The 20,952-nt window shown below is 60.8% G+C and carries 16 protein-coding genes; 13 read left to right on the top strand and 3 right to left on the bottom strand.

Going from position 1 to position 20,952, the window contains the following annotated elements; translation table 11 throughout:
- The first annotated feature begins 32 nt into the window (after positions 1–32).
- From BLU24_RS03505 to BLU24_RS03485, 5 genes are all read left to right on the top strand, one after another.
- On the top strand, positions 33–920 hold the full coding sequence (locus tag BLU24_RS03505) for a 3-keto-5-aminohexanoate cleavage protein (RefSeq protein ID WP_093097582.1): 888 nt from the start codon (positions 33–35) through the stop codon (positions 918–920).
- A 138-nt stretch (positions 921–1,058) separates the two neighbouring features.
- The gene (locus BLU24_RS03500) at positions 1,059–2,024 is read left to right on the top strand and encodes an L-carnitine dehydrogenase (protein WP_093097580.1); all 966 of its coding nucleotides are present in this window, start codon (positions 1,059–1,061) and stop codon (positions 2,022–2,024) included.
- Positions 2,025–2,252: 228 nt separating this feature from the next.
- The gene (locus BLU24_RS03495; protein ID WP_093097578.1) at positions 2,253–2,729 is read left to right on the top strand and encodes a thioesterase family protein; all 477 of its coding nucleotides are present in this window, start codon (positions 2,253–2,255) and stop codon (positions 2,727–2,729) included.
- Positions 2,730–2,753: 24 nt separating this feature from the next.
- A complete protein-coding gene (locus BLU24_RS03490) occupies positions 2,754–3,917 on the top strand; it encodes a gamma-butyrobetaine dioxygenase (protein ID WP_093097575.1) in 1,164 nt (387 codons plus the stop codon).
- Positions 3,918–4,235: 318 nt separating this feature from the next.
- A complete protein-coding gene (locus BLU24_RS03485) occupies positions 4,236–4,499 on the top strand; it encodes a hypothetical protein (protein ID WP_016772808.1) in 264 nt (87 codons plus the stop codon).
- Between the two features lie 112 nt (positions 4,500–4,611).
- Here the strand turns inward: BLU24_RS03485 and BLU24_RS03480 are convergent, their stop codons facing one another.
- A complete protein-coding gene (locus BLU24_RS03480) occupies positions 4,612–5,715 on the bottom strand; it encodes a GlxA family transcriptional regulator (protein ID WP_090287006.1) in 1,104 nt (367 codons plus the stop codon).
- A gap of 515 nt (positions 5,716–6,230) precedes the next feature.
- Complete coding sequence (locus BLU24_RS03475; protein WP_093097572.1) at positions 6,231–7,607, bottom strand: L-serine ammonia-lyase; 1,377 nt, start codon at positions 7,605–7,607, stop codon at positions 6,231–6,233.
- A gap of 436 nt (positions 7,608–8,043) precedes the next feature.
- Here BLU24_RS03475 and BLU24_RS03470 point away from each other — a divergent pair, with 436 nt between their 5' ends.
- The 3 genes from BLU24_RS03470 (at position 8,044) to choV (ending at position 11,089) form a co-directional block, all read left to right on the top strand.
- Positions 8,044–8,991, top strand: a complete 948-nt coding sequence (locus BLU24_RS03470) for a choline ABC transporter substrate-binding protein (protein ID WP_090287010.1) — start codon at positions 8,044–8,046, stop codon at positions 8,989–8,991.
- Positions 8,992–9,068: 77 nt separating this feature from the next.
- Positions 9,069–9,914 carry a choline ABC transporter permease subunit gene (gene choW, locus BLU24_RS03465; protein ID WP_016772805.1) on the top strand — a complete coding sequence of 282 codons (846 nt, stop codon included), beginning with the start codon at positions 9,069–9,071 and terminating at the stop codon, positions 9,912–9,914.
- On the top strand, positions 9,911–11,089 hold the full coding sequence (choV, locus tag BLU24_RS03460) for a choline ABC transporter ATP-binding protein (RefSeq protein WP_090287012.1): 1,179 nt from the start codon (positions 9,911–9,913) through the stop codon (positions 11,087–11,089). Before choW ends, choV begins: the two co-directional genes overlap by 4 nt.
- A 246-nt stretch (positions 11,090–11,335) precedes the next feature.
- Here the strand turns inward: choV and BLU24_RS03455 are convergent, their stop codons facing one another.
- Positions 11,336–13,276, bottom strand: coding sequence for a BCCT family transporter (locus BLU24_RS03455; protein ID WP_231990216.1), 1,941 nt, complete (start codon positions 13,274–13,276; stop codon positions 11,336–11,338).
- Between the two features lie 484 nt (positions 13,277–13,760).
- On the opposite strand from BLU24_RS03455, the gene betI reads away from it, so the two are divergent.
- From betI to BLU24_RS03430, 5 genes are all read left to right on the top strand, one after another.
- Positions 13,761–14,381: a transcriptional regulator BetI gene (gene betI / locus BLU24_RS03450; protein ID WP_093097566.1), complete on the top strand. Its 621-nt coding sequence runs from the start codon at positions 13,761–13,763 to the stop codon at positions 14,379–14,381.
- A 61-nt stretch (positions 14,382–14,442) separates the two neighbouring features.
- Entirely contained in the window at positions 14,443–15,915 is a 1,473-nt protein-coding gene (betB, locus tag BLU24_RS03445; protein WP_093097563.1) for a betaine-aldehyde dehydrogenase, read from the top strand.
- A gap of 136 nt (positions 15,916–16,051) precedes the next feature.
- Positions 16,052–17,755: a choline dehydrogenase gene (gene betA, locus BLU24_RS03440; RefSeq protein ID WP_093097561.1), complete on the top strand. Its 1,704-nt coding sequence runs from the start codon at positions 16,052–16,054 to the stop codon at positions 17,753–17,755.
- A 278-nt stretch (positions 17,756–18,033) separates the two neighbouring features.
- Positions 18,034–19,476, top strand: a complete 1,443-nt coding sequence (locus tag BLU24_RS03435; RefSeq protein ID WP_093097559.1) for a TldD/PmbA family protein — start codon at positions 18,034–18,036, stop codon at positions 19,474–19,476.
- Positions 19,476–20,813 (top strand): TldD/PmbA family protein, encoded by a 1,338-nt coding sequence (locus BLU24_RS03430; RefSeq protein ID WP_093097557.1) that lies wholly within the window; start codon positions 19,476–19,478, stop codon positions 20,811–20,813. The genes BLU24_RS03435 and BLU24_RS03430 overlap by 1 nt, the downstream gene beginning before the upstream one ends.
- Positions 20,814–20,952: the final 139 nt, after the last annotated feature.

Genomic DNA, 20,952 nt, shown 5'->3' with positions numbered 1-20,952 from the left:
ACAGACCCATCACGCCCCAAGGAAACCGCACCATGAACCACGACGTCATCATCACCTGCGCACTCACCGGTGCTGGCGACACGACCGCCAAGAGCCCGCACGTGCCGGTCACCCCGAAACAGATCGCTGCCGCCGCCGTCGAAGCCGCCAAGGCCGGCGCCACCGTCGTGCACTGCCATGTGCGCGATCCGCAGACCGGCAAGTTCAGCCGTGACGTCGCGCTGTACCGCGAAGTGATGGAGCGCATCCGCGAGGCGGACGTCGACATCATCGTCAACCTCACTGCCGGCATGGGCGGTGACCTGGAAATCGGTGCCGGCGAAAACCCGATGGAGTTCGGTCCGAACACCGATCTGGTCGGCCCGCTGACCCGGCTGGCCCATGTTGAAGAATTGCTGCCGGAAATCTGCACCCTCGATTGCGGCACCCTGAACTTCGGCGACGGCGACACCATTTACGTGTCCACCCCGGCGCAACTGCGCGCCGGCGCCAAGCGCATCACTGAATTGGGCGTGAAGGCCGAACTGGAGATTTTCGACACTGGTCATCTGTGGTTCGCCAAGCAACTGATCAAGGAAGGCTTGCTCGACAACCCGCTGTTCCAGCTGTGCCTGGGCATTCCGTGGGGCGCGCCGGCCGACACCACCACCATGAAAGCCATGGTCGACAACCTGCCGGCCGACGCGGTGTGGGCCGGTTTCGGCATCGGCCGCATGCAGATGCCGATGGCGGCGCAAGCGGTGCTGCTCGGCGGCAACGTGCGGGTCGGCCTGGAAGACAACCTGTGGCTGGACAAGGGCGTGCTGGCGACCAACGGCCAACTGGTCGAACGCGCCAGCGAAATCCTCAGCCGCCTCGGCGCCCGCGTGCTTACGCCGGCCGAAGGCCGAAAAAAGATGGGCCTGACCCAGCGCGGCTAATGAACACCCATTTCCCTTGTAGGAGTGAGCCTGCTCGCGATGGCGTCGGTACATCCGAAGCATCTCCAGCGGTAGAACAACCGCTATCGCGAGCAGACTCACTCCTACAGATTTCGAGCCAATTTCAGGAAATCCACCATGCGCTTTATCACCGAAATCAAAACCTTCGCCGCCCTTGGCAGCGGTGTCATCGGCAGCGGCTGGATCGCCCGCGCCCTCGCCCACGGTCTCGACGTAGTGGCCTGGGACCCGGCACCGGGCGCCGAAGCCGCATTGCGCAAACGCGTGGCCAATGCCTGGGGGGCGCTGGAGAAAAACGGCTTGGCGCCGGGCGCTTCGCAGGATCGCCTCCGCTTTGTCGCGACCATCGAAGAATGCGTGCGCGACGCCGACTTCATTCAGGAAAGCGCCCCCGAGCGGCTGGAACTGAAACTCGATCTGCACAGCAAGATCAGCGCAGCGGCCAAACCCAATGCGCTGATCGGTTCGAGCACCTCGGGCCTGCTGCCGAGCGAGTTCTACGAGAGTTCGACGCACCCTGAACGTTGCGTGGTCGGGCATCCGTTCAACCCGGTGTATCTGCTGCCGCTGGTGGAAGTGGTGGGCGGCAAGAACACCGCGCCCGAGGCCGTTCAGGCGGCGATGCAAGTCTACGAATCCCTCGGCATGCGTCCGTTGCATGTGCGCAAGGAAGTGCCGGGCTTCATTGCCGACCGCCTGCTCGAAGCGCTGTGGCGCGAAGCGTTGCACCTGGTCAACGACGGCGTGGCGACCACCGGCGAGATCGACGACGCGATCCGCTTTGGCGCAGGGTTGCGGTGGTCGTTCATGGGTACTTTCCTGACGTACACCCTGGCCGGGGGTGATGCCGGCATGCGCCACTTCATGTCGCAGTTCGGCCCGGCGTTGCAATTGCCGTGGACTTATCTGCAGGCACCGGAGCTGACTGACAAGCTGATCGATGATGTCGTTGATGGCACCACTGATCAACTGGGCCGACACAGTATTTCGGCGCTGGAGCGCTATCGTGATGATTGTTTGCTCGCGGTGCTTGAGGCGGTGAAAACCACCAAAGAGAAGCATGGGATGAGTTTCAGCGAGTAATGCATATGGCATGACACTGCTGCCCTCACCCTAACCCTCTCCCTGAGGGAGAGGGGACTGACCGGGTTGGATGTTCGAGCTACGCCGATTAGCACTACTGAGTCGAACTCACGACTTGAAAAGCCTGAAGATCGGCTCCCTTTCCCCCTCTCCCCCTAGGGGGAGAGGGCTGGGGTGAGGGGGTAGCTTTTGACCTTAACGACCCATTAACTGCCGGAACCAAAATCAATGCCCCACCTCACCACCTACCAAACCAGAATCATCCCCGAGTGGGTCGACTATAACGGCCACCTGCGCGATGCCTTCTACCTGCTGATCTTCAGCTACGCCACCGACGCCCTGATGGACCGTCTCGGTATGGACAGCAACAACCGCGAAGCCAGCGGCCATTCGCTGTTCACCCTCGAACTGCACCTCAATTACCTGCACGAAGTGAAGCTCGACACCGAGGTCGAAGTGCGTACGCAGATCATCGGCCACGACAACAAACGCCTGCACCTCTATCACAGCCTGCACAAGGTCGGTGATGCGCAGGAACTGGCCGGCAACGAACAGATGCTGCTGCACGTCGACCTCGCCGGGCCACGTTCGGCGCCATTCAGTGCCGAGACCTTGAGTCACCTGCAAAGCATCGTCGCCGAGCAGCGGGACCTGCCCGCTCCTGCTTACGTCGGCCGCGTGATTGCGCTGCCGCCCGCCCGGTAAATCCCTCGATCATCAGGAGCCGCCATGCACACCGCTGCCGCTGTTGCCGATTTCCGTACTTATCCGTTGATCAGCGCGCTGAGTGGCGTGCAGGGTCTGGCGGATCGGGTTGTCATCAAATGGGCTGACGGCCGCGTCAGCCCGTTTCATCACGTCTGGCTGCGAGACAACTGCCCGTGCCAGCAGTGCGTCTACAGCGTGACTCGAGAGCAGGTGTACGAGATTGTCGATGCGCCTGACGAACTGCAACCGAGCGCCGCCTACGTTGACACCGAAGGCTGCCTGCGCATCGACTGGACCGATGGCCACCTCAGCCGTTTCGATCCAGGCTGGTTGCGTGCTCACGCCTACGACGACGAGTCTCGCGCTGAACGACTCGCCGCGAAACCCAAGCCTTTTCTTTGGCGCAACGATCTGCAATTGCCGGTGTTCGAATATTCAGCGCTGATGAACGACAACACCGCCCTGCTGCAGTGGTTGCTCGCCGTGCGTGACATTGGCCTGACCCAGGTGCGCGGCGTGTCCACCGAACCCGGTTCGCTGAAACTCATCGCCCAGCGGATCTCCTTCATCCGCGAAAGCAATTTCGGTGTGCTGTTCAACGTGCAATCCAAAGCGGACGCCGACAGCAACGCCTACACCGCCTTCAACTTGCCGCTGCACACCGACCTGCCCACCCGCGAGCTGCAACCGGGGCTGCAGTTTCTGCATTGCCTGGTGAATGACGCCGAGGGTGGCGAAAGTATTTTCGTCGACGGCTTTGCGATCGCCGATGCCTTGCGCCAGGAGGATCCGCCGCTGTTTCAGGCGCTGTGCGAAATCCCCGTGGAGTTTCGCAACAAGGACCGTCACAGCGACTACCGCTGCCTGGCCCCGATCATTGCCCTGGATGCATTGGGGCGGGTCGTAGAGATTCGCATGGCGAACTTCTTGCGCGGGGCATTTGAGACTTCAGTTGAGCAGATGCCGTTGCTGTATCGCGCCTATCGACGGTTTATCGCGATGACCCGCGAGCCGCGGTTTCGACTGATGCAGCGGCTCAATCCAGGTGAGCTGTGGTGCTTCGATAACCGCCGCACGCTGCATGCGCGCAATGCCTTTGATCCAGGGACCGGAGCGCGGCATTTTCAGGGCTGCTATGTCGACCGGGATGAGTTGTTGTCACGGATTCTGGTATTGCAGCGGTAGACCCTGTGGGAGCTGGCTTGCCAGCGATGGCGTCAGCACAGACAACCTGGACATTTCTGATTCACAGACAAAAAAACCCCGATCAAGCCGTGACAGGATCGGAGCTGAGGAGGGTACTGTCGAGAAGCTGCCAGGCGAGGGTGACCAAACCTTCGTGAAGCGAGCTGAGGCCAGTGTGCCTAGTCGACATTTTCGTCGGTTAGCCGAAAACGACCTGTTCATAGTCGTCCCGGCCACTGCGACAAAACGCCCTTGCCGCCTCCGGTCGGGGCCACCAGAATCGGGCCAGACCTCCGATGCCACAGAAGGATTTGCGTGATGATGTACGCCGATTTGATTGATCAGGAAGACCTGTTGGGCCAGCTCAAGGCGTTGGGCATCCAGGTGCCGAGCGGCACCACCGCCGAACAGGCCTGCGAGTGTGCAGTGCGCGGGCTGGACAACGTGCGCGCCTTTGAACTGCGCAAGATGGTCAAGGACATGTACACCAGCGGCGCGAGCATTCAGCCGGCCGTGCGTCAGGCGATCGACAAGCAATTGTTGCCGGCCCTCTCGGATTACCAGCAATCCCACAGCGCCTGACAGGCCGCCATCGCTGGCAAGCCAGCTCCCACAGTGATCCGGACCGACACAACATTTGTGTACTGCACAGACCCTGTGGGAGCTGGCTTGCCAGCGATGAAGCTGACGCGGTCTACAGCCTTACGCTGGCAAACGTCGATTCATTGCGCGCCTGACTCAACGCCGACATCGGTCCCGACAGCGGCGACATCACAATCGCCTGCGGCAGCGGCAGCATCGCCACTTGCTGGGTGGTGTTGGAGCCTACGCGTTCGTCACGCGGTGGAATGCCGAAATATTCGCGGTAGCACTTGGAGAAGTGCGGGGTCGAGACGAAACCGCACACCGACGCCACTTCGATGATCGACATCGGCGTCTGCTTGAGCAGTTGCCGGGCGCGGATCAGCCGCAGCTTCAAGTAATAACGTGACGGCGAGCAGTGCAGGTATTTCTGGAACAGCCGCTCCAGCTGCCGACGCGACACCGCGACATACACCGCCAGTTCATCCAGATCGATCGGCTCTTCCAGGTTGGCTTCCATCAGCGCGACGATTTCCTGCAACTTCGGCTGGTTGGTGCCGAGCATGTGCTTGAGCGGCACGCGCTGGTGATCCTGCTCGTTGCGGATGCGCTCGTAGACGAACATTTCCGAGATCGCCGCCGACAGCTCGCGGCCGTGATCGCGGCTGATCAGGTGCAGCATCATGTCCAGCGGCGCGGTGCCACCGGAGCTGGTGAAACGGTTACGGTCGAGGGTGAACAGTCGCGTACTCATGGCGACACGTGGGAAGGCTTCCTGCATCGCCGCCAGACATTCCCAGTGCACGCTGCAATCGAAACCGTCGAGCAGGCCGGCGCAGGCCAGCGCCCAGCTACCGGTACACACCGCGCCAAGACGCTTGGACTGGCGCGCCTGGCTTTGCAACCAGGACACATGTTCCCGGGTCACGGTGCGTTGAATGCCGACGCCGCCGCAGACGATTACAATGTCCAGTGGCGGAGCTTTGTGCATGGAGGCGTCGGGGGTGATTTGCAGCCCGTCACTGGCCCAGACCTGGCCACCGTCGACAGTGAGGGTGCTCCAGCGATACAGCTCGCGACCGGACAACTGGTTGGCCATGCGCAGCGGTTCAACTGCGGACGCCAGAGAAATCAGCGTGAAATTGTCCAGCAGCAGAAAGCCGATGGATTGAGGCGCACGGTTCTGGGGTTGGGCCCCGGAGTTGAACGACGTCATCGCGGTATCTCCTCACACAAAGCGGGTGATGGCCTCAGGCGGAGGCTCTTGTTATTGCCGGCGGTCTCACGAGAGAAGCAGGCTTTGTTATGACAGAGCAATTGCCATGCCTAAAATTGGACGGCCATTCAATAACTCCTGAAAACGACCTGCCGACGTGTCTATTCGAGACTTGCGAATGTGGCATTTCGAAGTGCCATCAAGCGCGGACAGGGCCCTGCCCTGCGACCTGTGAGCAGATCGGTAGCACTTGTGGGAACTGGCCTGCGGGGGATTTGCACGGAGTGTCACCGCAAGCACAGGCGATGGACGGTCGATTAGAGACTCAGCGGTCACGACTGACAACCGCTCTTATCTGATTGCGACGCGCCAAAAGGTGGCGCGGTTGAATTATGGTGTTCGTTTGCTGAGCAGTTTTGACTGGTCTGGCCCCATCGCGAGCAGGCTCACTCCTACAGGAGAACGCATTTCAAACTGTAGGAGTGAGCCTGCTCGCGATCGGGGCCAACTCGGTTTCAGCACTCAACCGCACTGACCGCCAACCCACCGCGCGAAGTTTCTTTATATTTGTCATGCATATCCGCACCGGTATCACGCATGGTGCGGATCACCCGGTCCAGGGAAATAAAGTGCTGACCATCACCACGCAGCGCCATCTGCGCCGCGTTGATCGCTTTCACCGCGGCAATCGCATTGCGCTCGATGCACGGCACCTGAACCAGACCACCGACCGGATCGCAGGTCAGGCCTAGGTTATGTTCCAGGCCAATCTCCGCCGCATTGCATAGCTGCTCAGGCGTCGCGCCAAGAATCTCCGCCAGCCCCGCCGCGGCCATCGCGCAGGCCGAACCGACTTCACCCTGGCACCCAACTTCCGCACCAGAGATCGAAGCGTTCTTTTTGCACAAGATGCCCACTGCCGCCGCGCCGAGGAAGTAGTCGACAACATTGGCGTCGGTGACCGCCTCGCTGAACTTCATAAAGTAATGCAACACCGCCGGGATGATTCCCGCCGCGCCGTTGGTCGGCGCCGTGACCATGCGCCCACCGGCGGCATTCTCTTCGTTGACCGCCAACGCGAACAGGTTGACCCATTCCATCGCGCTCAGCGTCGAGCCGATGACATTGGGTTTGTTCAGCTCCTGCAGACTGCGGTGCAACTTCGCCGCGCGCCGCCGCACATTCAAGCCGCCGGGCAAGATACCTTCGTGCTTGAGGCCTTGCTCGACGCAATTCTGCATCGCCCGCCACAGCTTCATCAGCCCGGCGCGGATTTCTTCTTCACTGCGCCAGACTTTTTCGTTGGCCATCATCAGTTCGGCAACCCGCAGGTTGTGCTTCTTGCACAGTTCCAGCAGCTCGACCGCGCTGGAGAAGTCGTAGGGCAATTCAGTGCGGTCGAGATCGACCACACCGCTGCTGGCCTGTGCCTCATCAACGACAAAACCGCCACCCACCGAATAGTAGGTGTCGCGATGCAATTCACCGTGATCGCCCTCGGCAACGATGGTCATGGCATTGGGATGGAACGGCAGGTTTTCATCGATCAGGCGCATGTCGCGCGCCCAGACAAACGGCACCGGCAGGCGACCAGCCAATAGAAGCGTGTCGGTTTCACGCAGCGCCTGAATACGCGGGCCGATCTGCGCCGGGTCAATGGCGTCCGGCCATTCGCCCATCAGGCCCATGATCACTGCGTTATCGCTGCCGTGACCGACGCCGGTGGCCGACAGCGAACCGAACAGTTGCACCTCGATGCGCCGCACCTGCTCCAGCTGATGCTTGTCGCGCAACGCCTCGACGAACAATGCCGCGGCGCGCATCGGCCCCACGGTATGGGAACTGGAAGGGCCGATGCCGATTTTGAACAGGTCGAAAACGCTGATAGCCATTGCTGCAGAGCTCCTGAGAATACCGGTCCGGGCGGCAAAAGCGCCCGCTGGCGGAGCTGCTACGCTCAAGCTGCGATCCGCCGAATGCCGGCATCATCGGGCTTTTGTCGGCGCGCACGGCGTCTGACACCGACGCACTCATGTCCAGCAGCGCCGTTACGTTTTCGCCCCGCAAATGCGCCGTTTTTATGCAGATCAGAAGGCCATCGAGGGCGGAAAAAAGCTGTAAGCGACGTCACCGACACTGGAAGCGACCATCCCTGTACTGGATACGACCCTCCCTGTAGGCGTCAGATTTTCACTGGTACATGATCGGGATGACTCGATTGCCAGGCGCTGCGGTAGAGCTGTCTTCAGAACGCCACCCAACCGCAACCCATAAGTGCGGTGGTCCACAGTCGGAACACTGCCAAAAAAAACACCAAGGAGTCCATCCATGAAAGGTTCCCCGTCGTTGTTGTTGGCCGCCCTGCTGAGTCTGCCGCTACTGGCGCAAGCCGCAGAACCGGCACAGTGCAGCCTCGTTAACTTCTCCGATGTCGGCTGGACCGACATCACCGCGACCACCGCCACCACCTCCGTTGTCCTCAACGCCCTCGGCTACAAGACCAAGACCACCATGATCTCCGTACCCGTGACCTACAAGTCGCTGGCCGACGGCAAGAACATGGACGTGTTCCTCGGCAACTGGATGCCGACCATGGAAAACGACATCAAGCCGTATCGCGATGCCGGCACCGTGGACACCGTGCGCACCAACCTCAAGGGCGCCAAGTACACCCTCGCCGTACCGCAAGCCCTGTATGACAAAGGCCTGCACGATTTCGCCGACATCGCCAAGTTCAAGAAAGAACTCGACGGCAAGATTTATGGCATCGAGCCGGGCAACGACGGCAACCGGCTGATCCAGAGCATGATCGACAAGGACGCCTTCGGTTTGAAAACCGCCGGTTTCAAAATGGTCGAATCATCGGAAGCCGGCATGCTCTCGCAGGTCGACCGTGCGCAGAAGCGCGACACCGCTGTGGTGTTCCTCGGCTGGGCGCCGCACCCGATGAACAAGCGCTTCAAGATTCAATACCTGACCGGCGGCGACGACTTCTTCGGCCCCGACTTCGGTGCCGCCACTGTGGCCACCAACACCCGCAAGGGTTACGCCGAAGAATGCAGCAACGTCGGTCAGTTGCTGAAGAACCTGGAGTTCACCGTCGACATGGAAAGTGAACTGATGGGCAACATCCTCGACGACAAGATGAAGCCTGACGCGGCCGCCAAGGCCTGGCTGAAAAAGAATCCACAGGTGCTCGATACCTGGCTCGCTGGCGTGACCACCATTGACGGAAAACCAGGCCTGGAGGCCGTGAAAGCCAAGCTCGCGCCTTGATCCGAGGGGCATCGCTTATGCCGGGCAGGCGTGCCTGCCCGGGCTGTTAATTTCCTTGCATGCGGACGTTCACTACCATGCTGATTGATCAGAAAATACCTTTAGGCCAGTACATCGCGGGCTTCGTCGAATGGTTGACGCAACACGGCGCCAACACCTTCGACGCAATCGCCGTGACCCTGGAAACGATGATCCACGGCGTGACGTTTGCGCTGACCTGGTTCAATCCACTGGTCTTGATTGGCTTGATCGCAATCATCGCCCATCTGATTCAACGCAAGTGGGGCCTGACCGCGTTCGTGGTCGCCTCGTTCCTGCTGATCCTCAACCTGGGGTACTGGCAGGAAACCATGGAAACCCTCGCCCAGGTGCTGTTCGCCACCCTGGTCTGCGTATTGATCGGCGTGCCGCTGGGCATCGTCGCTGCGCACAAACCGATGTTCTACACCATGATGCGGCCGGTGCTCGATCTGATGCAGACCGTACCGACCTTCGTTTACCTCATTCCTACCCTGACCCTCTTCGGGCTGGGTGTGGTACCGGGCCTGATCTCGACGGTGGTCTTCGCCATCGCCGCGCCGATCCGCCTGACCTACCTGGGCATCCGCGATGTCCCGCAAGAACTGATGGACGCCGGCAAGGCCTTCGGCTGCTCGCGTCGCCAGCTACTCTCACGGATCGAACTGCCCCACGCCATGCCGAGCATCGCCGCCGGCATCACCCAGTGCATCATGCTGTCGCTGTCGATGGTGGTGATCGCGGCACTGGTCGGCGCCGACGGACTCGGCAAACCGGTGGTCAACGCACTGAACACTGCTGATATTGCGCTGGGCTTCGAAGCGGGCCTGGCGATCGTACTGCTGGCGATCATGCTCGACCGTATCTGCAAACAACCCGACGCCAAAGTAGGGGGTGACGCATGAGCATTATTCGCTTCGAAGACGTCGATGTAATCTTCGCCAAGGACCCGCGCGAGGCACTCAAGCTGCTCGACCAGGGCATGACCCGCAACGAGATCCTGAAGAAGACCGGGCAGATCGTCGGCGTGGAAAAAGCCACGCTGGATATCAATAAAGGCGAAATCTGCGTGCTGATGGGCCTGTCGGGCTCGGGCAAGTCGAGCCTGCTGCGCTGCATCAACGGCCTCAACACGGTGAGCCGCGGCAAGCTGTTCGTCGAGCATGAAAACCGCCAGATCGACATCGCCTCGTGCACCCCGGCCGAGCTGAAAATGATGCGCACCAAACGTATCGCCATGGTGTTTCAGAAGTTCGCCCTGATGCCGTGGCTGACGGTGCGCGAGAACATCAGTTTCGGTCTGGAAATGCAGGGCCGACCGGAGAAGGAACGCAAGAAACTGGTCGATGAGAAACTCGAACTGGTTGGCCTGACGCAGTGGCGCAACAAGAAGCCTGATGAGCTCTCCGGCGGCATGCAGCAGCGCGTTGGCCTTGCCCGTGCGCTGGCGATGGACGCCGACATTCTGCTGATGGACGAACCGTTCTCGGCCCTCGACCCGCTGATCCGTCAGGGCCTGCAGGATGAACTGCTGGAGCTGCAACGCAAGCTGAGCAAGACCATCGTGTTTGTCAGCCACGACCTTGATGAAGCCCTGAAACTGGGCAGCCGCATCGCGATCATGAAGGACGGGCGGATCATTCAGTACAGCGTGCCGGAAGAAATCGTCCTTAACCCGGCGGATGACTATGTGCGCACCTTCGTCGCCCATACCAACCCGCTCAACGTGCTTTGCGGCCGCAGCCTGATGCGCACGCTGGACAAGTGCAAACGCATCAACGGCTCGGTGTGCCTCGATCCGGGCGGCGATTCGTGGCTGGACCTGGCCGAAGGCAACACCATCAAGGGCGCGCGGCAGAATGGCTCGGTGCTGAACCTGCAGAACTGGGCCCCAGGGCAAGCGGTGGAAGGCCTCGAGCGCAAGCCAACGCTGGTGGACTCCAACATCGGCATGCGCGACGCGCTGCAGATTCGTTATCAGACCGGCAACAAGCTGGTGCTGCACGATGACAATCATGTGGTGGGGATTCTGGGCGACAGCGAGTTGTATCACGCGTTGTTGGGCAAGAATCTGGGGTAATGCGCCAAGTGGGATAAAAAAAGGGATCGCGGTGAGCGATCCCTTTTTATTGGGTCAGGGAAAAGCCCCTCACCCTAACCCTCTCCCAGAGGGAGAGGGGACCGACCGAGTTGTACTTTCGAGCTACATCAACCTGAGAAATCGAGTCGAACTCAGGTCTTGAAAAGCCCCCGATCTGCTCCCTTTCCCCCTCTCCCTTAGGGAGAGGGCTGGGCGGGCGGCGTTCCGATGAGGGGGCTTTTGACTTTAGCTGTACACCCGGCCAAGGAGCTGCCGATGACTCTCAAACTGATCCAGCACATCCCGGGTAATCTGCTCCGGCGTAAAGCCCATCAAGTCGTAATCCTGGCTACCGTTGTGCAGATACACCTCAGCCCGGTAATAACGCTGACGCGCCTCATCCGATTGCGCTGACTCAGTCGGAGTCGCCAGATAACCTTCCAGGCTCACCTCGTAAACGAAAGGGTTGCCCTCTTCCATCTCGACGCGCACGCCCATGCAACGCTTGGCTTTACCCAGTAGCGTCTGCACTTCAATACCCTGATTGCGTAACTGCGCCGCTGCGTCTTCCAGCGCCGGTGTCACATGCTTGTCCATGAAACGCTGCACCACCGATTGGCTCGGTTGCAGGTCCAGCTGGGTCAGCCGCTCGCTGAAACCGCGGCGCCCACGCTCGGCCAGTTGCGCCTGCTCCTGTTCGATCTGCACGTCCTGACGCATCGCCTTGTGCAGGCCGAACATGAAGCACACCAGCACAACCGAGAACGGCAAACCAGCCAGCACCACCATGGTCTGCATGGCCTCGAAGTTACCGGCGAACAGCAGGCCGATGGTCACCAGAGTGATCACCACCGACCAGAAGATCCGCAGCCAGTGCGGCGCATCTTCGTCGACGTTGCCGCCCTTGCAAGACAGATTCGCCATCATCACCGCGCCGGAGTCGGCCGGGGTCAGGAACAGCACGAAGCCGACGAAGATCGACACACCGATCACGACCTTCGACGCCGGGTAATGCTCAAGCAATTGATAGATCGCCATCGACGGCTGTTCCAGCGCCGTCTTGCCCAGCTCCACCGCGCCGTGGTTCATCACCAGATCCAGTGCCGAATTACCGAAGATCGACAGCCACGCCAACGTGAAGCCCAGCGGAATCAGCAGCACGCCGGCAACCAGTTCACGCACGGTGCGACCACGGGAAATCCGCGCGATGAACATGCCCACGAATGGCGCCCAGGAAATCCACCACGCCCAGTAGAACAGCGTCCACAGGCCCAGCCAGCGATCGGACTTGGCGTTGTCGCCTTCATAGACATACAGGTCGAACGTCTTCAGCACCACGCCGTTCAGGTAATCACCGATGTTCTGCACGAAGCCATTGAGCAAGTGCAGAGTCGGGCCGAACAGCAGCACGAAGATCAGCAAGCCGCTGAACAAAACAATGTTCAGGTTGGACAGACGCCGGATGCCGTTTTCCACGCCGGACACGGCGGCGATGGTCGCCACGGTGCTCATGACGATGATCACGATCAACAGGTTGGTGTTGCTGTGCTCCATGCCGAACAGGTTTTCCAGCCCTGACGACACTTGCAGCGAACCGATACCCAGGTTGGTCACCAGACCCAGCAGGGTCACGAACATGCCGAAGCCGTCCACCGCATGACCGGCCGCGCCTTTGACCCACCGCTCGCCGACCAGCGGATACAGCGCCGAACGCAAGGCCAACGGCTGGTTATGCCGGTAGGCAAAGTACGCAACAGCCAGACCGACCAATGCGTAGATCGCCCAGCCATGCAGGCCCCAATGCAGGAAGGTCAGCTGCACCGCCTGACGCGCCGCGAGGTTGCTGGCCGACGTGCCTTCCGGCGGATTGAAATAGTGATCCAGTGGCTCGGACGCGCCGAAGTACAACAGCGAAATGCCGATACCCGACGAGAACAGCATCCCCGCCCAGGCGCCGTAACTGAAATCCGGGGTGTCGTCCTTGCTGCCCAGTTTGAGTTTGCCATACGAGGAAAACGCCAGACCGACCACGAACACCAGATACGCGGCGATCACCACCATGTAGTACCAGCCGAAGCTGCGCGACAACCAGGCCTGAGCGATACCCAACACTCTGCCGGCCTCTTGCGGGGCGATGATCAGAATGGCGGTCAACAACAGAATCAACGCGGTCGAGGTGTAGAACACCCAACCGTTGACCGTCACCTTCTCGGGCGGGGTCTTTATTAGCGAGGCAGAACTCATGGCACAAATGCTCCAGGCAGTGCGAGAGAAGAACACAAGGCATCACGGAACCCGACCAATCGGTTAGTTGGCAGCCGACCGGCGGGTGATATAAAGACACTCCGAAAAAAGCCCGAACCTGCCGAAATGGCGCGCTGATCGCTTTCGTGGCCCAAGTGTGCGGACGTTCATCCGAAACCTGGCCTCGAGCGTCTTGCCCTTTCAACACGTCCATCGAATCGCGAACCGCGCCATGCCCCACGCAGGTTTCGAGCCGTTTCAAGTGTCGGTTTTTATCGTCATTACACGTAGGAAAAAGCTGTAGGCAGCGACGAATTGTCGCAGATCTTATTCTTTGTTGATTGAACGTTCAATCAAAACAAAATAGACTGGCCCTCAATCCGATCGGCGTCATTCGCCCCTCGGAAGGCCTAAGGAGATGTGCAAGATGCCCAAGGTCGGTATGCAACCCATCCGCCGTCAACAACTGATCGAAGCCACGTTGCAAGCGGTCGATCAGGTCGGAATGGGGGACGCCAGCATTGCGCTGATCGCCCGTTTGGCCGGTGTCTCGAATGGCATCATCAGTCATTACTTTCAGGACAAGAACGGCCTGATCGCCGCCACGATGCGGTACCTGATGAGCGTCCTCAGCGAGAACGTCACCGCGCGCCGTCAGGCGCTGACAGATGACAGCCCGCGGGCGCATCTGCAGGTGATCATCGAAGGCAACTTCGACGCCAGCCAGGTCAATGGCCCGGCAATGAAAACCTGGCTGGCCTTCTGGGCCACCAGCATGCACCAGCCGTCTTTGCACAGGTTGCAGCGGATCAACGATCACCGTCTGTATTCCAACCTGTGCTGCGAGTTCCGCCGGGCGTTGCCGCTCGAAGAAGCGCGCAATGCCGCGCGAGGCCTGGCAGCGTTGATTGACGGTTTGTGGTTGCGCGGCGCGCTGTCGGGAGACGCTTTCGACACGGCGCAGGCGCAACGGATCGCTTACGAATACATGGATTTCCAATTGGCCAAGCAGGCAGGTCAGAGCACACAGAAACCGCTCGACGCCTGAACCCCACCGTAGCGTCATCGCGGTGGCCAAGGCCAACAACCAATGCACTTGCGAGGACACTATGGCCCGTTTCGAACTGCAAAAACTCTACATCGATGGCGCGTACACCGACGCTGGCAGCGATGCCACCTTCGAAGCCATCAACCCGGCGAACGGTGAAGTCCTCGCCCAAGTGCAACGCGCGACCAAGGAAGACGTCGAGCGCGCTGTGGTCAGCGCTGAAAAGGGCCAGAAAATCTGGGCCGCGATGACCGCCATGGAGCGTTCGCGCATCCTGCGTCGCGCCGTCGACATCCTGCGCGAGCGCAACGATGAGCTGGCCGCGCTGGAAACCCTGGACACCGGTAAATCCTTCTCCGAAACCAAGTACGTCGACATCGTCACCGGCGCCGACGTGCTGGAATACTACGCAGGCCTGGTGCCGGCCATCGAGGGTGAGCAGATCCCGCTGCGTGACACCTCTTTCGTCTACACCCGTCGCGAGCCGCTGGGCGTGGTCGCCGGTATCGGCGCGTGGAACTACCCGATCCAGATCGCTTTGTGGAAATCCGCTCCAGCTCTGGCAGCCGGTAACGCGATGATCTTCAAGCCAAGCGAAGTCACCTCGCTGACCACCCTGAAACTGGCCGAGATCTACACCGAAGCCGGCGTGCCAAACGGCGTGTTCAACGTCCTGACCGGCAGCGGCCGTGAAGTCGGCACCTGGCTGACAGAGCACCCGCGCATCGAGAAAATCTCCTTCACCGGCGGCACCGACACTGGCAAGAAAGTCATGGCCAGCGCTTCGGCTTCGTCGCTCAAAGACGTGACCATGGAACTGGGCGGCAAGTCGCCGCTGATCATCTGCGACGACGCTGACCTGGATCGCGCCGCCGACACCGCGATGATGGCCAACTTCTACAGCTCCGGTCAGGTCTGCACCAACGGCACCCGCGTGTTCGTACCGGCGCACCTGAAAGCTGCGTTCGAAGCCAAGATCGTCGAACGCGTTGCGCGCATTCGCGTCGGCAACCCGGAAGACGAAAATACCAACTTCGGTCCGCTGGTCAGCTTCGCCCACATGGAAAGCGTGCTGGCTTACATCGAGAAAGGTAAGGAACAAGGCGCACGTGTACTGTGCGGCGGCGGTCGTCTGACTGACGGCGAGTTCGCCAAAGGCGCGTTCGTGGCACCGACCGTGTTCACCGATTGCACCGACGACATGACCATCGTTCGCGAAGAAATCTTCGGTCCGGTCATGGCGATCCTCTCCTACGAAACCGAAGAAGAAGTGATCCGCCGCGCCAACGACACCGACTTCGGCCTCGCCGCCGGTATCGTCACCCGCGATCTGAACCGCGCGCACCGCGTGATTCATCAACTCGAAGCCGGTATCTGCTGGATCAATGCCTGGGGCGAGTCCGACGCAAAAATGCCGGTCGGTGGCTACAAGCAGTCGGGTGTGGGCCGTGAGAACGGGATCAGCTCGCTGAACAACTTCACCCGCATCAAATCGGTACAGGTCGAGCTGGGCGATTACGTCTCGGTGTTCTGAGGAGCCACAAGCGGCAAGTTTCAAGCTGCAAGTAAAAGCAGTTTGGGCTTGCCGCCCTCCCCGATTTCGAAGCCACCGCTCGCTGCTTTTCCTTGCAGCTAGAAGCTAGTGGCTTGTAGCTCCCGCAGGAGAATTTATGACTAAAGAATACGACTACATCATCATAGGCGCCGGCTCGGCCGGTAACACACTTGCCACCCGTCTGACTGAAGACGAAGGCGTCACCGTTCTGCTGCTCGAAGCCGGCGGTCCGGATTACCGTTACGACTTCCGCACGCAAATGCCGGCCGCGCTGGCGTTCCCGCTGCAGGGCCGCCGCTACAACTGGGCCTACGAAACCGATCCAGAGCCACACATGGACGGTCGCCGGATGGAATGCGGTCGCGGCAAGGGCCTCGGTGGCTCATCGCTGATCAACGGCATGTGCTACATCCGCGGTAACGCCATGGACTACGACGGCTGGGCGAAACTGCCGGGCCTGGAAAACTGGTCGTACCTCGATTGCCTGCCGTACTTCCGCAAGGCGGAAACCCGTGACATCGGCCCGAACGATTACCACGGTGGCGACGGTCCAGTCAGCGTGACCACGCCGAAAGCCGGCAACAACCCGCTGTTCCACGCCATGGTTGAAGCCGGCGTACAGGCCGGTTATCCGCGCACCGAAGACTTGAACGGTTACCAGCAGGAAGGCTTCGGCCCGATGGACCGCACCGTGACGCCGAATGGCCGTCGTGCTTCCACCGCCCGTGGTTATCTCGACGTCGCCAAAAAGCGCTCGACCCTGACCATCGTCACCCACGCGCTGACCGACAAGATTCTGTTTGAAGGCAAGCGTGCAGTCGGCGTGCGTTACTTGATTGGTGATGCTGAAGAGCGCGTGGAGGCCAAGGCGCGCAAGGAAGTCCTGCTGTGCTCCGGCGCCATCGCGTCGCCGCAGATTCTGCAGCGCTCCGGCGTCGGCCCGGCGAAACTGCTGGAAAGCCTCGATATTCCGGTGGTTCACGACCTGCCGGGCGTCGGTGAAAACCTCCAGGATCACCTCGAGCTGTACCTGCAATACGCCTGCACTCAGCCGGTCTCGCTGTACCCGTCGCTGCTCTGGTACAACCAGCCAGCCATCGGTGCCGAGTGGCTGTTCAACGGCACCGGCATCGGCGCCAGCAACCAGTTCGAGGCCGGCGGTTTCATCCGTTCGCGTCCGGAATTCGAATGGCCGAACATCCAGTACCACTTCCTGCCGGTGGCGATTAACTACAACGGCAGCAACGGTGTCAAAGAACACGGTTTCCAGGCGCACATGGGTTCCATGCGTTCGCCGAGCCGTGGCCGCATCCAGGTGAAATCCAAGGATCCGCGCCAGCACCCGAGCATCCTGTTCAACTACATGGCCACCGAGCAAGACTGGCAGGAATTCCGCGACGGCATCCGCCTGACCCGGGAAATCATGCAGCAGCCGGCACTGGACGCCTTCCGTGGTCGGGAGATCAGCCCGGGCATTGACGTGCAAACCGATGAGCAACTGGACAAGTTCATCCGCGAGCACGCCGAAACCGCGTTCCACCCGTCGTGCTCGTGCAAGATGGGCACCGACGAGATGGCTGTGGTCGATGGCGAAGGCCGCGTGCACGGCATGCAGAGCCTGCGCGTGGTCGATGCCTCGATCATGCCGATCATCACCACTGGCAACCTCAACGCGCCGACGATCATGATGGCCGAGAAAATCGCCGACAGGATCCGTGGCCGCAAGCCGCTGCCGCGCAGCAATGCTGCGTATTACGTAGCGAACGGCGCGCCGGTCAAAGGCAAGCCGATGCGTGATATCACCCCGGTTACTCAATAAGACATAACACCGCGTCACGGCTAATCGCTGGCAAGCCAGCTCCCACAGGGTTTTGCGTCGTTCACACATATTGTGTTCAGCAAAAAACCTGTGGGAGCCTGGCTTGCCAGCGATGAGGCCCTCATAGCCAGCACACAATTCCCCGCTGCACAGTAAAACCTCCTACACCCCCTCTTCACTTGATCCTACCCCCACGCAGGCCTACTCTAGACCTCGCGCAACCGTTTCATCCCTCCCCGCCGTCGCTGTGCCGCTTGCCCCTACAAGGAGGTTTCCGAATGTTCGATTTCCACCCCCAGCTCAAGCAGCGCTTCGCTGCCTTGCGCACGGGCGCCGAGTTTTTTTCCCTGCGCTATGTCCGCGAGTCCGGGCAGTACCTGTCGGTGCGCAAGAACGTCGCCGAACCGCCGAGCCTGAGCCGCGATGAGGGGGCGATGCTCACCGTGCGCGTCAACGGCGTCGAAGCTTATGCCGCGACCAACGACCTCTCGCAGCAAGGCCTGCAAACCGCGCTCGAGCGTGCCGAGCAGCAAGCCCGCCAGCTCAAGCCGCACGCCTTGCTCGACCTGCGCGATCAACCGCTGAGCAGCGATCGGGCTGATTATTTTTCGCCCAACCTCGAACAACCCTTTCCGTCGCTGAGCGAATGTTATGAGTTGCTCGGCGCGGAATCCGCCTCGGTGCCCAAGGATGAGCGCCTGGTGAACTGGCAAGTGAGCATCGGCATTACCCACGTCGAGCAGATCTACCTGAGCAGCGCCGGCGCCGAATTGCGCCAGGCCCAGCGCTTCGTGTACCCGAGCCTGGACGTCACCGCCTACGACGGCAATGACAGCCAGACCCGCAGCCTCGGCCGTGAGAATTTCGGCCAGCAGGGCGGCGCCGATGTGATCAGTCGCTGCGGCCTGGTCGGCGCCGGCCCGCAAGTCGCCGATCAGGCGCTGCAATTGCTGCTCGCGCCGAACACCCCGCAAGGCCCGCGCGATCTGCTGTTGATGCCCGATCAGATGATGCTGCAAATCCACGAATCGATCGGCCACCCGCTGGAACTCGACCGGATCCTTGGCGACGAGCGCAATTACGCCGGCACCAGTTTCGTCAAGACCAGCGACTTCGGCAGCCTGCAATACGGCTCCGAACTGCTCAACGTGACCTTCGATCCGGGCATTCCCGAAGAACTCGCCAGTTACGGGCATGACGACGATGGCAGTCGGGCGAGCAAACAATTTCTGATCCGCGACGGCTTGTTGCTGCGCCCCTTGGGCGGGGCCCTGTCGCAATACCGCGCCGGTCTCGACGGCGTCGCCAACAGCCGCGCCTGCAGCTGGAACCGCGCGCCGATCGACCGCATGGCCAACCTCAATATCGAACCGGGCGACCAGCCGCTGAGCCTGCTCATTGCAGGCATCGAGCACGGCATTCTGATGAGCACCAACCGTTCGTGGTCGATCGACGATGCTCGCAACAAATTCCAGTTCGGCTGCGAATGGGGCCAGTTGATCGAGAACGGTGAACTTAAAGGCGTGGTGAAAAATCCCAACTACCGGGCAATTTCCGCGCACTTCTGGAAAAGCCTGCGCGCCGTGGGCAACGCCGACACCGTCAAGGTGCTTGGTACGCCGAACTGCGGCAAGGGCGAACCGAACCAGGTGATCCGCGTCGGCCACGCTTCGCCGGCTTGCGTGTTCAGCAATATTGATGTGTTTGGGGGAGACGCCTGATGAGCATTTCGAAGAATCCGTGCGACGCCTTCAAGGTCATGGTCGATTGGCTGCGCGACAGCGTGCGCGAGCCGGAACAGTTCACCCTCAGCTACGCCGCCGAAGCCTCGGCGTTCGTGCGCTTCAATCACGCCAAGGTGCGTCAGGCCGGGCAAGTGCAACAGGCCAACATCGTCCTGAAGCTGATCAATGACGGTCGCCACGCCGACTTGCAGGTAACCCTGTCCGGCGATCAGGAAGGCGACCTGCGCAGGCTCAGCGAAGGCCTGCAACAACTGCGCGAAACCCTGCCGCTGCTGCCGCAGGACCCGTACCTGCTGCTCAACCACAACGGCTGGCAGAGCGAGAACGTGCAGGAGCATCCGCTGCCGGACACCGAGCAGGTGGTGGATGAAATCTGCGCTGCTGCTGAAGGCCTGGATCTCGTCGGTTTCTACGCCGCCGGGCCGATCAGCCGTGGTTTCGCCAGCTCATCGGGGGCGTTCGGCTGGCATCAGGCCAACAGCTTCAATTTCGATTTCAGCCTGTTCCATGAAAACGGCGAAGCGGTCAAGGCCAGCTACGCCGGGCATGACTGGAGCAGCGAAGGATTCGCCAAACGCTTCGCTCAGGCGCGCGAGCAACTTGAATACCTGGTTCGACCGTTACGCACATTGGCACCGGGACAGTACCGCGCTTACCTGGCACCGGCGGCGCTGGAAGAAATCATGGGCATGCTCAGTTGGGGCGGGTTTTCGGCACAGTCGATTGCCAGCAAGAGCAGCCCGCTGCAAAAGCTCTACGTCGGCGATCAGGCATTCAGCCCGCTGGTGTCGCTGGACGAGAAAGTCAGCACTTCGCTGAGTCCGGCGTTTTCCGGTGAGGGTTATCCGCGTAGCGACTTGCGCCTGATTGTCGAGGGCAAGGCCGGCGATCAACTGGTCGGCTCGCGCAGTGCCGCCGAATATGGCCTGGCGGCGAACGGCGCGGGCGGCGGTGAAATGCCCAGTGCGTTGAACATGGCCGCCGGTGACTTGTCGCAGGAACAGATCCTCCAGCAGTTGGGCACCGGGCTGTACATCAGCAACCTGTGGTATCTGAACTACTCGGATCAACCGGCCGCACGCATGACCGGCATGACCCGTTTCGCAACCTTCTGGGTCGAGAATGGCGAGATCCAGGCGCCGGTCAGCACCATGCGTTTCGACGACAGCGCCTACAACCTGCTCGGTTCGCAGCTGGAAGCGTTGACCGCCGAGCGGGAGTTGCTGCTGTCGGCGAGCACTTATAGCCAGCGCAATACCTCGTCATCGTTGCTGCCGGGGGCATTGGTCAGCCGACTGACCCTGACCCTCTGACACCGCAACACCTGTGGGAGCTGGCTTGCCAGCGATGAGGACATCAGATTCAACATCTGTTTGTCTGGAAATCCGCCATCGCTGGCAAGCCAGCTCCCACACTGACCGCGCTCGACCTTGAACATGCACTGAGACAAGA

Source organism: Pseudomonas sp. Z003-0.4C(8344-21) (assembly GCF_900104975.1).
GTDB lineage: Bacteria > Pseudomonadota > Gammaproteobacteria > Pseudomonadales > Pseudomonadaceae > Aquipseudomonas > Aquipseudomonas granadensis.
The sequence above is the reverse complement of the archived record's forward strand: the minus strand, read 5'-3'. Positions and strand labels throughout refer to the sequence as shown.

Coding starts and splice junctions, on each gene's coding strand:
- choW (WP_016772805.1), top strand. CDS start 9,069: ATGCTGATTGATCAGAAAATACCTTTAGGCCAGTACATCGCGGGCTTC.
- BLU24_RS03500 (WP_093097580.1), top strand. CDS start 1,059: ATGCGCTTTATCACCGAAATCAAAACCTTCGCCGCCCTTGGCAGCGGT.
- BLU24_RS03495 (WP_093097578.1), top strand. CDS start 2,253: ATGCCCCACCTCACCACCTACCAAACCAGAATCATCCCCGAGTGGGTC.
- BLU24_RS03505 (WP_093097582.1), top strand. CDS start 33: ATGAACCACGACGTCATCATCACCTGCGCACTCACCGGTGCTGGCGAC.
- BLU24_RS03490 (WP_093097575.1), top strand. CDS start 2,754: ATGCACACCGCTGCCGCTGTTGCCGATTTCCGTACTTATCCGTTGATC.
- betI (WP_093097566.1), top strand. CDS start 13,761: ATGCCCAAGGTCGGTATGCAACCCATCCGCCGTCAACAACTGATCGAA.
- choV (WP_090287012.1), top strand. CDS start 9,911: ATGAGCATTATTCGCTTCGAAGACGTCGATGTAATCTTCGCCAAGGAC.
- betB (WP_093097563.1), top strand. CDS start 14,443: ATGGCCCGTTTCGAACTGCAAAAACTCTACATCGATGGCGCGTACACC.
- BLU24_RS03475 (WP_093097572.1), bottom strand. CDS start 7,607: ATGGCTATCAGCGTTTTCGACCTGTTCAAAATCGGCATCGGCCCTTCC.
- BLU24_RS03485 (WP_016772808.1), top strand. CDS start 4,236: ATGATGTACGCCGATTTGATTGATCAGGAAGACCTGTTGGGCCAGCTC.
- BLU24_RS03470 (WP_090287010.1), top strand. CDS start 8,044: ATGAAAGGTTCCCCGTCGTTGTTGTTGGCCGCCCTGCTGAGTCTGCCG.
- BLU24_RS03480 (WP_090287006.1), bottom strand. CDS start 5,715: ATGACGTCGTTCAACTCCGGGGCCCAACCCCAGAACCGTGCGCCTCAA.
- BLU24_RS03435 (WP_093097559.1), top strand. CDS start 18,034: ATGTTCGATTTCCACCCCCAGCTCAAGCAGCGCTTCGCTGCCTTGCGC.
- betA (WP_093097561.1), top strand. CDS start 16,052: ATGACTAAAGAATACGACTACATCATCATAGGCGCCGGCTCGGCCGGT.
- BLU24_RS03430 (WP_093097557.1), top strand. CDS start 19,476: ATGAGCATTTCGAAGAATCCGTGCGACGCCTTCAAGGTCATGGTCGAT.